The 13,564-nt window shown below is 73.4% G+C and carries 11 protein-coding genes and 2 pseudogenes; 8 read left to right on the top strand and 5 right to left on the bottom strand.

Annotated elements, in window-relative coordinates; translation table 11 throughout:
- Positions 1-151 precede the first annotated feature (151 nt).
- Positions 152-676 (bottom strand): 2-oxo-4-hydroxy-4-carboxy-5-ureidoimidazoline decarboxylase, encoded by a 525-nt coding sequence (locus AB0917_RS10280; RefSeq protein WP_366819071.1) that lies wholly within the window; start codon positions 674-676, stop codon positions 152-154.
- 476 nt (positions 677-1,152) lie between these two features.
- Here AB0917_RS10280 and AB0917_RS10275 point away from each other — a divergent pair, with 476 nt between their 5' ends.
- The 4 genes and pseudogenes from AB0917_RS10275 to AB0917_RS10260 form a co-directional block, all read left to right on the top strand.
- Entirely contained in the window at positions 1,153-2,763 is a 1,611-nt protein-coding gene (locus tag AB0917_RS10275; protein ID WP_366819070.1) for a family 20 glycosylhydrolase, read from the top strand.
- A gap of 197 nt (positions 2,764-2,960) precedes the next feature.
- Positions 2,961-3,767: a DUF4328 domain-containing protein gene (locus AB0917_RS10270; protein WP_366819069.1), complete on the top strand. Its 807-nt coding sequence runs from the start codon at positions 2,961-2,963 to the stop codon at positions 3,765-3,767.
- 262 nt (positions 3,768-4,029) lie between these two features.
- A pseudogene (locus tag AB0917_RS10265) lies at positions 4,030-4,548 on the top strand (hypothetical protein); the annotation flags it as partial.
- A 137-nt stretch (positions 4,549-4,685) separates the two neighbouring features.
- Positions 4,686-5,094: pseudogene (locus AB0917_RS10260) on the top strand (glycosyltransferase family A protein); the annotation flags it as partial.
- A 56-nt stretch (positions 5,095-5,150) separates the two neighbouring features.
- On the opposite strand, the gene AB0917_RS10255 reads toward AB0917_RS10260, so the two are convergent.
- Positions 5,151-6,326 carry a UDP-N-acetylglucosamine--N-acetylmuramyl-(pentapeptide) pyrophosphoryl-undecaprenol N-acetylglucosamine transferase gene (locus AB0917_RS10255; RefSeq protein WP_366819068.1) on the bottom strand — a complete coding sequence of 392 codons (1,176 nt, stop codon included), beginning with the start codon at positions 6,324-6,326 and terminating at the stop codon, positions 5,151-5,153.
- Between the two features lie 71 nt (positions 6,327-6,397).
- The gene (locus tag AB0917_RS10250; protein WP_366819067.1) at positions 6,398-7,180 is read right to left on the bottom strand and encodes an aminoglycoside adenylyltransferase domain-containing protein; all 783 of its coding nucleotides are present in this window, start codon (positions 7,178-7,180) and stop codon (positions 6,398-6,400) included.
- A 393-nt stretch (positions 7,181-7,573) separates the two neighbouring features.
- On the opposite strand from AB0917_RS10250, the gene AB0917_RS10245 reads away from it, so the two are divergent.
- Both AB0917_RS10245 and AB0917_RS10240 read left to right on the top strand, forming a co-directional pair.
- Complete coding sequence (locus tag AB0917_RS10245) at positions 7,574-8,353, top strand: RNA polymerase sigma factor (protein WP_366819066.1); 780 nt, start codon at positions 7,574-7,576, stop codon at positions 8,351-8,353.
- Positions 8,332-9,498: a hypothetical protein gene (locus tag AB0917_RS10240; protein WP_366819065.1), complete on the top strand. Its 1,167-nt coding sequence runs from the start codon at positions 8,332-8,334 to the stop codon at positions 9,496-9,498. Before AB0917_RS10245 ends, AB0917_RS10240 begins: the two co-directional genes overlap by 22 nt.
- A 296-nt stretch (positions 9,499-9,794) precedes the next feature.
- Here AB0917_RS10240 and AB0917_RS10235 read toward each other — a convergent pair whose 3' ends face one another.
- Positions 9,795-10,889, bottom strand: coding sequence for a L,D-transpeptidase family protein (locus AB0917_RS10235; RefSeq protein WP_366819064.1), 1,095 nt, complete (start codon positions 10,887-10,889; stop codon positions 9,795-9,797).
- 224 nt (positions 10,890-11,113) lie between these two features.
- On the opposite strand from AB0917_RS10235, the gene leuE reads away from it, so the two are divergent.
- Positions 11,114-11,776, top strand: coding sequence for a leucine efflux protein LeuE (leuE, locus tag AB0917_RS10230; protein WP_366819063.1), 663 nt, complete (start codon positions 11,114-11,116; stop codon positions 11,774-11,776).
- 181 nt (positions 11,777-11,957) lie between these two features.
- Here leuE and AB0917_RS10225 read toward each other — a convergent pair whose 3' ends face one another.
- Positions 11,958-12,419: a MarR family winged helix-turn-helix transcriptional regulator gene (locus tag AB0917_RS10225; RefSeq protein WP_366819062.1), complete on the bottom strand. Its 462-nt coding sequence runs from the start codon at positions 12,417-12,419 to the stop codon at positions 11,958-11,960.
- Between the two features lie 177 nt (positions 12,420-12,596).
- Here AB0917_RS10225 and AB0917_RS10220 point away from each other — a divergent pair, with 177 nt between their 5' ends.
- Positions 12,597-13,562 carry a glycosyltransferase family 2 protein gene (locus AB0917_RS10220; RefSeq protein WP_366819061.1) on the top strand — a complete coding sequence of 322 codons (966 nt, stop codon included), beginning with the start codon at positions 12,597-12,599 and terminating at the stop codon, positions 13,560-13,562.
- Positions 13,563-13,564: the final 2 nt, after the last annotated feature.

Raw genomic sequence — 13,564 nt, 5'->3', positions numbered from 1 at the left:
CGCGCCGGGGCCTCCGGTGTGATCAAAGCGGCAACCAAACAGGCACGTACGGGCTAGAGCGGCCCTTCCCGGGCACGGTGCCCGGAGGCCTGCCCCGGCCCTGCCCCCGGGCGCTCTCCGTGGCCGGCGGGCCCGGGGCGGCGGCCCCGGGTCACCAGCCCTCGGTCACCAGCTCGACGAGGCGGCTCCGGGCGAGTCGCCGCAGCTCGTCGGCGGTCACGGCCCGCTCCTCGTCCACCTCGTGCGTCAGCCTGACCCGGATGCCGGCCAGGACCTGGTCCGCTGCCTGCGAGGGCGGGCAGGGGTCCAGGCAGATCACGAAGGAATGGCCGAATCTGCTCTCGTACGCCGCGTGCGCGGCCTGCAGCGCGAGGTGCGCGGCGCGGGGCGCGTCGTGGTGCAGAAGGGGTGCCGGCTCGGCGTCGAGCGCCTCCCTGATGTCCTCGGGCGCCAGGTCGTACCCCGCCTCGTCGGAGGCGGCCAGCAGGGACGCCAGGTCCGGGAAGGGGCGGTGGGCGGCCATCCGGTGGGCCCAGCGGCGGCTGCCGCAGCACTCCAGGAGGGCGGCCTCGGCGGTGGCGGAGGGGGCCTCGTTGAAGCGGGCGAGACCGGCCGCCAGTTCGGCGGGGGATACCCCGAGGGCGCCGCTGACCTGCGGCGGACGGCGGTGCTGCACGGGTATGGCGCAGGGCCGGGCCGGGGCCGTGGACTGCTTGGGCAGGCCGGCGGGGGACTCGCTGGACCTGGACAGCGTGGACTCCTCGAATCAACGACATCTATGACCCTGAAGAGGGGCAGGAGGGCAACAAGGTTGCCCGACGGGGGCGTACGCGGGGTGAAAGTGAGACGCACAGCGGGTGGGAGTGCGACGTTCTCGGGGCGGAGTGAGAGGAGGGAGTGAAGGGAGAGACGAATGTGCCGTAACGCTAGCGAGATCGGTCGGCGGCCGTCCGGGGGATCGGCTGAAAATCACCCGAACGGGAGAGTTTCGGAACGTTTGACAGCCGCCTGACCTGCGAGGTTTGAGGTTCTGTACGCTCCCCGCTCGTTCTCGGTAGGCGGATCGTCAGCAAAAATGTCAACCTTTCAGCCTATTCACCTGCCCCTGCCCCCTACCTGCCCCCTGGCCCCTATTCCGGAGGAATCTGACCGATGTCGCCCACGCGTGGTGCCCTCGTCACCGGCGCGGCTGTCACGGCCGCGGCCGCCGTCGTCCTCACCGTCGTCGTCTGGCCGGAAGGCTCCGGCAGCCACCCCTCCCGCGACGCGGCGTCACCGTCCGGGACCTCCGCCACGGCGGCCGCCCCGTCGCCCTCCCGCAGTTACCCGATGTCCAGCGCGCCGAGCACGATCCCGGCCGTCCGCGAGCACACCCCCGCGCGCGGGCCCGGCTGGCAGCCGGGCGAGGACAGCACGGTCGTCATAGCCGAGGGCAGCCAGGTGCTCGCCGACGAGGCCCAGCTGCTCGCCAAGGAGCTGAAGATCCGCTACCGGGGCGCCGAGGCGCCCCGCGAGGGGGACGTCGAGCTGGCGCTCGGCGAGAAGGAGGGGAAGCCCGCCGAGTCGTACACCCTCACCGTCCGCGACCGGAAGGTGAGGATCACCGGCCCCGACGAGTCGGGCGTGTTCTACGGCACCCGCACCCTCAAGCAGTCGCTCAAGGCGGACCGGACCGTGCCCGAGGGCGTGGTCAACGACCGCCCCGACCGGCCGCAGCGCGGGCTCAACCTCGACATCGCCCGTAAGCACTACAGCGCGGAGTGGATCGAGGACCGCATACGCGAGATGGGCGACCTCAAACTCAACCAGCTCGGCCTGCACTTCTCCGACGACCAGGCCTTCCGGATCGAGTCGAAGACCCACCCCGAGGTGGTCTCGGACGAGGCCCTCACTCAGGACGAGGTCCGCCGCATCGTCGGCCTCGCCAACAGCCTGCACATCGAGGTCGTCCCCGAGATCGACTCGCCCGGACACCTCGGCGCGGTACTGCGCGCCCACCCCGACCTCCAGCTCCGCAACACCCAGGGCCAGGAGTCGCGGGGGTCCATCGACATCTCCAAGCCGGGCGCGGCGAAGCTGATCGACGAGCTGCTCGACGAGTACACCGAGCTGTTCCCGGGGAAGTTCTGGCACCTGGGCGCCGACGAGTACCAGGCGCTGATGGTCCGCGACCCCGCCGCCTCCTACCCGCAGCTCCAGCGGGCCGCCGAGCGCGAGCACGGCTCCGGCGCCACCATCGAGGACCTGGCCACCGGCTGGCTGAACGACCGGGCGGCGGTGGTCGAACCCAAGGGCCGGATCGCCAAGTCCTGGAACGACGGCCTCTTCCGCGACTCGAAGGTCAAGGCCGACAAGAGCATCGAGATCGACTACTGGACCGGCAAGGAGATCGGCGCCCGGCCCCCGCAGGAGTACCTCGCCGAGGGCTACAAGATGCTGAACCTCAACGACGAGTTCATGTACTACGTGCTCGGCGAGCCGAACGAGTTCGTCTACCCGACCGGCAAGCGGATCTACGAGCAGTGGACCCCGCTCGTGCTGCGCGGCACCGAGCCGGTGGCGGAGCGCTACTCGCCGCAGATCCTGGGCGGCCGGTTCGCCGTCTGGGGCGACCTGCCCAACGCGCAGACCGCCCAGCAGGTCGCGGACGGCATCAGGATGCCGCTCGTCGCGACCTCGCAGAAGCTGTGGGACCCGCGAAAGCCCGAGCTGACGTGGGCGCAGTTCCAGGAGCTGGCGGGGCGGACGGGCAGCGCGGGCTGAGGGACCCCGGAGCCCCGGCCGAGGGGCTTTTGCCGGTCCCCGGCCGGGGGGCTTTTGCCGGTCCCCGGCCGGGAACGGCGGGCCGTAAGTCCTTGGACAGCGGGACCGTCCACGGGCTACGGTCCGCCGACCGCGCGCTCCTGGGGAGGGACGTGAGAGGTCACCGATCACCACTGCACCCCGGGGGGGACCGCCTCATGCTCTGTACCCGCTGCCGCACCAGAACCGCCGTCACCGACGACGGCCTCTGCACCTTCTGTTCGGGCACCCGGCCGGTGTTGCCCGGCCGCCCGGTCACCCTGGCTACCGACCCCGGCGGCCGGGGCGCCGGGACCTGGCTGCGCTCACCCGTCGGCCTCTCCCGGGCGGTGACCGCCCTGCTCGCCACCGTCATCGCGACCGACCTGGCCGCCCTCGCCTCCGGGCTCCGCCTGCGCGGGCTGTGGGCGGGGTACGCGGACGACGGCGACGAGGCCGTCCACGGCAGCCGGGGCGAGTGGGCCGAAGGGCTCTACGCCGCCACCGGGGTCGTCCAGTTCATGGCCTTCCTCGCCACCGCCGTCGTCTTCGTCATCTGGTTCCACCGCACCAGCCGGAACGCCGAAATCTTCGACCCGACCGCCCTCACGTTGAGGCCGGGCTGGTCGGTGGGCGGCTGGTTCGTCCCCGTGGCCAACTTCTGGTTGCCCTACCGGGTCGCCGCCGGCAGCTGGAGGGCCAGCGCCCCCGTGGGCCCGGAGGGTGCCCGGCTCCCGGTCTCGCGGGCGCCGCTCAACCTCTGGTGGGCCGTATGGGTCGCCGCCATGCTCCTCGACCGGATCGCCGCACGGGCGTGGGGGCGGGCCGAGGAGCCGGGGGAGATCGTGGACGGCCTCGCCCTGATGATGGCCGCCGACGCGCTCGACGTCGTCTCCGCCGTACTGGCCATCCTCTTCGTCCGCGCCCTGACCCGGATGCAGGTGGCACGCGCCGGACACCACGCGCCGCAGCCTGCCGCCGCGTAGCCGGGGCCCTCAGCCGCGTGGCCGGGGCCGCCGCCGTATAGCTGGGGCGGTTGCCGTGTGGCCGGGGCCCGCCGCCGTATGGCCGGGGCCGGTTGCCGCGTGGCCGGGTCGACTGCCGCGTAGCCGGCCGACTGGGACGTAGCCGGCCCCGACTGTCGTGCAACCGGGGCCGGTTGCCGCCACGCGGCGAGGCGGCTTCGGCGCCGGTAGTGACGATTTTCAGCCATTCGGCGCTGTACGCGGTAGACCGAGGGAGACGTCGATGAGTCTGCTGGAACTGATCGAACGCGCCGACGAGCGAGCGCTCGCCGCCAGTGCCGTGGCCTGCCTGGACCGCTGCCTGCCACTACTGGCGGGACCGGAGGGCGCGGAGCCGCTGAGGCCGCTCTGGGCGAGCTGTGAGGACGGGCGGGAATGGGCCATCCGTCTCGCGGCCGTCCGTACGGCGATGGACGACGAGGCCGTCACGGACGGGCCGGCCGCACGGGTGCGCGCGATGCTCGGCGCCGCCCCCTCCGACTTCGCCCCCGCACCGCTACGGGAGTGGGCGGACGCCTGCTCACTGGTCGCACTGGAGATCCACGGCCGGTTCGACTCCCCGGACGGTGACGCCCCGCAGGACGCCGGCCTGCTGAAGGCGGCGCGCGGCGGCGAGACGGAGGGCGCGGGGCCGCTGGTGGCGGGGGAGCTGGAGCGCCAGGTCCGGATCCTGGAGATCCTCGCGGAGACCACCGGCACGGCGGGCAGCGGGGCCGGGGTGCGCAAGGCCCTGGACCTGTCCGGCGCGCATCCAGCTCCGTGCCGTGCCGTGCCGTGCGGTGCCGTGCCGTGCGGTGCTGTGCGGTGCCGTGCACGTCGAAGCCGGCACTGTTTCTCCACGGTTCGGTGCGGCTGGACGTACCGCCGCCGGCCTTGGGCGACCTGGAGCCGCTGGTCACCGACGACCAGTCGTCCGACGGCTCCATGGACCTGCTCATGGAGTTCGCCCGGCACCCCGAACGGGGCGGTGCGGGGCGGGCAGGCAACCTTGCCATGGCGAGGGCCCGGGGGACTACGTAGCCTTCCTCGACAGCGACGACATGTGGCTGCCGGAGAAGGCCGAGCGGCAGGTCGCATTCGCGGCGGCCGGTAGTGCGCCCCTGACGTTCACCTCGTACTTCACGATGGACGCCGACACGACGGCGAGAGCACCGACTTCATCCCGAACGGACGCGTCGTCCGCGCGCGGGAACACGTGGACTACCGCACGATGCCGGTCCGGGACCACATCGGTGCGCTCACCGCCCTGTACGACCGCAACGCCCTGGGCACGAGGCTGATGATCGAGCCCGAACCGCCCTCCACACCGGCGGGTGGTGCACGTAGCCCGCCACGGGTGAGCGGTTACGCGGAGGCCGCGGACAGCAGCACGTCCACGAGCCTGTCCGCGGCATCCGGGCGGCCGTGCGCCCTGGCCGCGGCGGCCATCGCCTCCCGGCGCGCCGGATCGCCGAGGAGCGGGCCGACCGCCTCGCGAAGCTGTCCGCCCGTGACGTCTCCGAGGAGGGCGACCGCCGCCCCGGACTCCTCCAGGTGGCGGGCGTTGTGCGCCTGCTCGTCGCCGGCCGCCGAGGCGAGCGGGATGAACACCGCGGGCTTGCCCAGGGCGGTGAGTTCGGCCAGGGTCCCCGCGCCGCTGCGGGAGATCACCAGATCGGCCAGGGCCAGGACGTCCGGCAGCTCCTCTCCGACGAACGGAGTGAGGTGGTACCTGGCGACAAGCGCGGCGGGCAGCCCCGCGGCGCGCGCGGACAGCGCCTCGCGGTGGGCGGGGCCGCACTGGTGCACCACGTTGGCGCGCTCCAGCAGCCACGGCAGTTCGCCGCCGACCACGTCGTTGATCTGCTGCGAGCCCTGCGCGCCTCCGGTGACGTACACCGTCGGAAGACGCCGGTCGAAGCTGTGGAGGCCCAGCGCCGTCACGGCCTTGTCCGGGTGACCGGTCAGGATCTCGGGTCGTACGGGGTTGCCGGTGACCACGGCCGCCGACCGCACGCTCTCCGGCAGGAGCGGAACGGTCGACTCCGAGGAGACGGCGATCCGCGCGGCGGAGCCGGCCAGTTTGCGGTTGGCGAGGCCGAGGCGGACGGTCTGCTCGTGCAGGACCAGCGGAACGCGGCACATTCTGGCGGCGAGCCCGGTCGGCACGGCGACGTAACCGCCCGTGGCGAGCACGACGTCCGGCCGGAACGCGGAGACGGCGCTGCGCGCCTGGGCGACCCCGATCGGCACGCGCGCCATGTCCCGGACGTTGGCCGGGGACACCATCCTCAGCGGGTTGGCGTGGCGTCGGATCTTGCCCGTGGCGACGGTGGCGAACGGAATGCCCTCCGCGCTGGTGACCCGGGCCTCCAGACCCTCCGCCGTCCCGATCCACAGGACGTCGAGAGTGCGGCCGGAAGCCGCCAGGCGTGCCTGCAAGGTGCGGATGGCGGTGAGAGCGGGGTAGGTGTGACCGCCGGTGCCGCCGCCCGTGACGATCAGGCGGAAGGCGGACGGCGGTTGAGGAGCGGTGTTCACGCGGAGCACCTTAGTGGCTGCCGTGCCGTGGTCGTCGCGACGGCATCGGTGACGGATTCCCGGTGTGCCGCCTAACCCGGCCGGCTGTGTCGCTGCGCTCGGTCCGCGAGGGTGCGGGCGAGCACGGTCACCTGAGGCGTGCGGCCGGTCCAGTCGTCGGTGACCGTGCCGAGGTAGCCGGCTCGGGCCAGCTCCAGCAGACCACGGTCGGCTGCCGTCAGCGTCGGGGCGACCGCCTCGGCGGCCGCGTCCTTGGAGACGATCCGGCCGGTGTCGAGCGTGACGAGGATGCGCGCCAGGGTGAGGAGAGCATTGCGCTCATCGCCTTCGATTCCCTCCAGGACGTCCGGGACAACGGCGAGGACCGCCTTCCTGAGCAGCTCGGGCGGGACCAGAGGGACGACGTCTCCGAACGCTCGGCCGGCCAGTACCCGGCACGCGGAGTGCGCTGTCGCCAGCAGGACGACGACATCGGGATCGTCCGTGGGCCGGGGAAGGCGGCCGTTGACGAGGTCCGCGCGGAGCCACTCGCCGTACTGGAAGTCGCGGCGTGGACTGTCTGTCAGGGGAACGACGTCGTCGACGACGAGGCCGGTCAGCTCCATGGGCCGCCGATGCGCCGCGCCGGGGAAGCGCTCGGCGTGGCCGCGCCATCCGGAGCTGTCCAGCAGCAGCGAGACCAGCGCGGCCCGCTCGGGTGCGGTCAGCGAACGACGGGTGAGTACGAGCAGGTCGACGTCGCTGTCGGGACGCAGCCCGGAGGCACTGGCGGAGCCGTAGAGGTAGACACCGACGACGTCACCCGGGTTCTCCCGGTCGAGGTGGTTCAGGAGCGGGGTGAGAGGCGCGTCCATGGTCCCTCAGCCTAACGACGCCGGGGGACAGGCCGGTGATGACGGCCCCTGACGCAAGCCCGGGTGGACGTTGGCAGGTGCGCCGGTCACGCGGAGGTTCCGTGCTCAAGGGGCGTGCCTGGACAGGGCACAGGCGGAGAGGAGCGACGACCGGGGCCGCCACCCCCCACAGGAGAGGCCCCGGCCGTCTTCCACGGGGTCGCAGCACGACCCCGTACTCATCTCAGCGCCGCGGCTGCGTTTTCTGTCACACCGCGCCGAGGACCGCGAATTGTTGCGAGTTGTACAAGTCATGGACGTGACCCCCGCCGACCACGTAGCGTGCTGAGTCGCGCAGGGTGGCGCAGCAGTGGTGACCAGCTGCGATTGAGGACAGCGGGGCGGGTTGAGGGAGTGCTGGGGGACGACGCGGAGCTGACCGCCGCGGTGCTCGCGGCACAGGACGGGGACGAGGACGCCTTCCGTGCTGTGTACCGCGCTGTGCAGCCACGGCTGTTGGGCTACATACGGACGCTGGTGGGAGAGCCGGACGCCGAGGACGTGGCGTCCGAGGCCTGGCTCCAGATAGCGCGTGACCTCGACCGCTTCAGCGGGGACGCCGACCGCTTCCGGGGGTGGGCGGCCCGGATCGCCCGTAACCGGTCGCTCGACCATCTGCGGATGCGCAGCCGCCGCCCCGCGATCGGCGGGGACGAGACGGAACTGACCGGCAGGCCCGCCGAGTGCGACACCGCGGGCGACGCCATGGAGGCGCTCGACACCGACCGCACGATGTCCCTCATAGCCCAGCTCCCGCAGGACCAGGCCGAGGCCGTCGTGCTGCGGGTGGTCGTCGGGCTGGACGCGAAGAGCGCCGCCCAGACCCTCGGCAAGCGCCCCGGCGCCGTACGGACCGCCGCCCACCGCGGCCTCAAGCGGCTCGCCGAGCTCCTCGGTGCAGACCACCCCGACTCGCCGTGCCCCGCCGGGGTGCCCGCCCAGGGCGGTGGCGCCGAAGGGCCGGACCGGGCGCCGGTCCAGGGTTCCGGGAGCGGCGCAGGTCAGGGCGTCGTCGGCGGCGCGGAGCTCGGTGCCGTACCCTCTCAGCGCCCCGGTAGGGGCGGTCCGGCGGCGCCGGCCGGGGTCACTCCCGGTGTGACGCATTCGCGGACGTGGACGCAGAGGGACATGTGATGGCCGACGAGCAGTACGGGTGGCTCGACAAGGACGCGGCGGAGAGACTGCTCCGCGGCGAGCCGGTCGTACCCCTCGGCGACCAGGCCCGCGACGACGCCCTCCGGCTCGCCGAAGCACTCGGCGCGGCCCGTGCCACCCGTGGCGTCCCGGCCGGTGAACTCCCCGGCGAGGACGCCGTGCTCACCGCGTTCCGGCAGGCCGCCCGCACCGGCGGTGACCGGCTCGCCGGGCGGAGCGCGGGCGCCGCGTTCCCCGGGCACCCCGGGACGCTGCACTCCGTCCACATCGGCGCCGCCCCCGCCGCCCCGCCCCGCCGCCCGCGCTGGAGCCGCCCGGTCCGCTTCGGCCTGGCCGTCTCGCTCGCGGGCTGCGCGCTCGGCGGGGTGGCGGTCGCCGCCGGTACGGGGTTCCTCCCGGGCCCCTTCGGCGGCCAGGACCCGCCCGTGCCCGCCTCCTCCGTATCGGCGGCGGCCCCCGAACCGCTGATGTCCGGGTCGCCCGCCGACGACCCGTCCGCCGAGGCCGAACCGCCCCCTCCCGCCGACCCCGGACCGGTCTCGCCGCCCGGCAGCCGGCAGCCCGGTACGTCCGAGGAGCCGGTGGGCCCGACGCCCGGCGGGACCGCCCCCGCGCCGGACGGCGACCGTCCGGGCGACCGGAACCGGCCGGGCGGACCGGGCGGATCGGGCGGCGAGGACACCGTCAAGGAGCCGGCCGGCCGCGAGGAGCGCCCCGGTGGTTCCGGCGGCCAGGACGACCAGGGCGGGAACTGGTACCAGAAGTCCGTCAAGGCCTGCAAGGCGTTCCGCGACGGCACCCTGGACGACCGCAGCCGGCGTCAGCTGATCCAGCTGGCCAAGGGTGAGGAGAACCTGGAGCGCTTCTGCGACCAGCTCCTCGGCGGAGGCGGCTCCGGCGGTCCCGGTGCTCCCGGCGGTCCCGGCGGTCCCGGGGGCTCCCCCGGCGGCGGGGACGAGGAGCCGGGGGACGGTGACGGCGATGGCGGCCCACTGCCGCCCGTCTCCTTCGAACCCGCCCCGCCCCAGGACGACGAGCGCCGGGGCGATGTCGGCGTACGGGCGGAGGCCGCGGTTCCGCCGCGGCCGGTGACGCCCGCCCCGACGGCCGTACTCGCCCGCTGACCCGCGCCGCCGGCCCGTCGGCCGACGCCGCTCACCTGCTGATCCGCGCTTTTCTCCCCGCGTGGGGACGCGCTGCCGACCGGTTCCCGCCAGGTGTGACGTTTTTCGACGGCCGGGCGCAGTAGTGAGTGAGCCGACTGGTCATCGGCAGCGCGACGAGCCGGGGTTCCCCCCGTACCTTCGGCTCAGCGCATCGGCGCGGGCGGGACACGTTCCCCCGGTCCCGCCCGCGCCCTCTCCTCCCCGTACCGCTCTCACCCGTGGATCCCGTGGATCCCGTGGATCCCGTACCGCCCTCACCAGTAGACGACGACCTTGTCGCCGTTCTTCACCTGGTCGAAGAGGGCCGCGACCTTCTTCTTGTCCCGGACGTTCACACAGCCGTGCGAGGCGCCGCTGTAGCCGTTGGCCGCGAAGTCGGCGGAGTAGTGCACGGCCTGGCCGCCGCTGAAGAACAGGGCGTACGGCATCGGGGTGTCGTACAGCGTCGAGACGTGGTCCCGGGACTTCCAGTACACCGGGAACTCGCCCTCGCGGGTGGGTGTGTACTCCGAGCCGAAGCGCACGTCCATCGCGGAGACGACCCGGCCGTCGATCATCCACGCCAGCGTCCGGCTCTTCTTGCTGATGCAGAGCACCCGGCCGGTCAGGCACCGCTTGTCCGGCTCGGCCACCGGGCGCTCGGTCGGCGGGTGCAGCTCGTCGGCCGTGGGCGTACGGGTCATGGCCAGCAGCTTCTGCCAGGTGACCGCGTCGGTGGAGCCCGTCACCTCCGTGCCCCGCTTGGCCTGGAAGGAGCGGACGGCGTCGGCGGTGACCGTGCCGTAGTAGCCGGTGGGCGTGCGCCCGAAGTGCCCGATCTGCCGCAACCGGGCCTGCAACTCCCGCACCTGGGGCCCTTCGGATCCCGTCCGCATCAGGATCTGCGGCGCCGGCGGGGCGGTGCTCGGCCGGGGCGCGGCGGACGTGGGCGCGGGCGGCGGGGCGGCGACCGGTTCGGCGGGCGCGGGCGGAGGCGGCGGAGGGGCCGACGGGCTCGGGGGCGGGGTGGTGTTCTCCGGCTCCCCGGCCTTGTCCGCGCCGTCGCCGTCGCCCTTGCCGTCGTCGGAGGGTGAGGGCGCGGGCGGCGGGGTGGCGGGTTCGGCGGCGGTCCGCGCCGGCGGCTGCCGCAGCGCGTCGGCCTCGGGGTCCTGCGGCCCGCAGCCCGCCGCCAGGGCGGCTATCGCGAGCACCCCGGCCGCGGTCGCGGTCACCGTCCGCCTGCCGCGCCCGCGTGCGTACGGGCTCCGCGTGTACGGGCTCCGCGTGTACGGGTCCCGCGTGTACGGCTCGTCGCCGCCGCCCCCGTTCCCGTACGCGTCGCGCTCCACGCCCGCGTTCCTGTCCGTCATCCCCGCCATCCCCCCAGGCCCTTCTCCGGCCCGTCCGATCGATCCGGTGTGCCTCACCGGAGCTTCCCTTGACCGATGCCCGCCCTGACCGGTGGTCGAATCCTGCGCATGACGGTAGTGCCCCCGGATCACAACAGGAAGGCCGGAAGGTCACGACGGGGCGGCTCCTTTCCGTCGGTGGAACGGCCGGGCGACGCGCCGTACGCATGTGCGAAACTCCGTCCATGCTGGGTGTCACCGACCTTCCGACCTACCTCGCGGGCCTGCTGCTGATCGTTCTTCTGCCGGGCCCCAACTCGCTGTACGTGCTCTCCGTCGCGGCGCGACGCGGCGTACGCACCGGCTACCGGGCCGCCGCCGGGGTGTGGACCGGCGACGCCGTCCTCATGACGCTGGCCGCGCTCGGCGCGGCCTCGCTGCTGCGGACCACGCCCCTGCTGTTCGCCGTCGTCAAGTACGCGGGCGCCGGCTATCTGACCTGGCTGGCGATCGGCATGCTGCGGGCGGCGGTCTCCCTGTGGCGCGAACGGCACCGGCGCACCGCCGAACTGGCCGAGGCGGCCGAGGCGCCCGCGACGGGGGCGGCGGAGAACCCCTACCGGCGGGCGCTGGTGGTCAGCCTGATCAACCCGAAGGCGATCCTGTTCCTGATCTCGTTCTTCGTCCAGTTCGTCGACCCGGGCTACGCCTACCCGGCCCTGTCGTTCCTGGTGCTGGGGACGCTGCTCCAGCTCGCCAGCTTCCTCTACCTCTCGACGCTGATCTTCGGCGGCACCCGCCTGGCCGCCGTCTTCCGCCGCCGCAAGAGGCTGTCGGCGGGGGCGACTTCGGCGGCGGGCGTGCTGTTCCTGGGGTTCGCGGCGAAGCTCTCGCTGAGCAGCGTCTAGCCGTACTGCCCCGCGGGGCCGGCGAGGCGGGTGAGCGCTGCGGCGCGCTCACCAGCCTTGGGCCTCACGCGCCTCGGGCCGGCCTCACCTCCGTCGGGTCTCACGCGCGTCGGGTCTCACGCGCGCCGGGTCTCGCCCCCGCCGGGCTTCACCCCCCGCCGGTCCCCACCCCCGCAGGGTCTCACCCCCGCAGGGCCTCACCCCCCACGTTGTGGATCATCCGCTGGAGCACCTTCAGCGCGGCGACGAACTCCTCGTCGGGGATGCCCTCGTGGATCTCCGCGTGGGCCCGCGCGACCCGTGCGTACGCCCGGTCGCGCAACGCCCGGCCCTCGGGGGTGATCCGCAGCCGGGCCTCCTCGTCCTGGGTGATCAGCGCCCCTTCCAGCAGCTCGTCGACGGCCGCCTCGACGGTGTCCGGGCCGGTGTCGAGGGGGTGGCTGAGCAGGTCGACCACCTTGGCGCGGTCCACCCCCTCGGCGCCCGCGCCGAGGGCCTGGTTCAGCACCCACCAGGGCGGCTGGGTGAGTCCGTGTTCGGCCAGCGCCGACCGGATGTGGGTGACCGTCGCCTCGTGCGCGGCCCAGCTCCAGTAACCGATCGGCTGGCGGGCGAGTCCCGCGTCATCGTGTGAGTAGTCCATGCGCCGAACGTAGAACCTCGACGCGACTTGAGGTCAAGGGGTGCGGGCGGCCTCCTCCCGTTGGATCCGGTCACCCGGCGGACGGGCAGAGTTCACCCGGTGTCGTACCGGGTGTCACCCAATCCTTCCGGTCCGTCGTTACGTTGTTCCGGACCATGATCGAAGGTGAGGGCCCGCGTGCCGAAACTGTCCGTTGTCGTTCCGTTCCACAATGTCGGGGCCTACGCCGGGACCACGTTGAGCAGTCTGGCCCGTAACGCGGAGCAGGACATGGAGTTCCTGCTGGTCGACGACGCCTCCACCGACGGGACGACGGCCGTGGTCGACCACTGGGCCGAGCGGCTGCCCGGGGCCCGGGTGATCAGGCACGGGACGAACGCGGGCATCGCCGCCGCCCGCAACAGCGGCATCGACGCCGCCCGGGGCGACTTCATCACCTTCCTCGACGGGGACGACTGGTACGCCCCCGGCCACCTCGGCCGGCTGCTGCGGGCCGCCCAGGACCTGGACTGCGACTTCGCGCGCACGGACCACGTCCAGTCCACCGGCACCAGCCGTGTCGTGCGGCGGGCCCCGGCCCCGCTCCGCGACACCGTGCTCGACCCCCGTGAGGGGATCGGGGCCTCCGAGCGGGAGACGATGGTCGACTACCCCTTCGTCTGGGCGGGGATCTACCACCGGCGGCTCTTCGCGGACGGCGCCCAGCGCTTCGCCACCGAACTGCGCACCGCCGAGGACCGGTTGTGGATCTGGCAGCTCCATCTGCGCGCCCGCACCTACGCGTCGCTCGGGCTGTACGGCGTCTTCTACCGGCGCGGGGTCACCACCTCCCTCACCCAGATCAAGGACGACCGGCAGCTCGACTTCTTCCCCGCCTACGACACGCTGCTCGGACTGCTGGGGGAGGACCGGGACGCCGATCGCCTGCTCCCCAAGGCCGTCCGTACGTACTGCGCGATGATCGCCTTCCACAACGAGAAGGCGGACGGCTACGAACCCGCCACCGCCCGGCGGCTGCGCTCCGAGTCCACCGCCGCGCTGCACCGGATGCCGCAAGAGGTGCTCGAGAGCACCCTGACGTTGATCGACGACAAGCGCGGGGCGCTCCTGAGCCGCCTGCGTAACAAGCAGAAGGCCGCCTGACC

Source organism: Streptomyces sp. NPDC007346, assembly GCF_040703535.1.
Classification (GTDB): Bacteria; Actinomycetota; Actinomycetes; order Streptomycetales; family Streptomycetaceae; genus Streptomyces.
The sequence above is the reverse complement of the archived record's forward strand: the minus strand, read 5'-3'. Positions and strand labels throughout refer to the sequence as shown.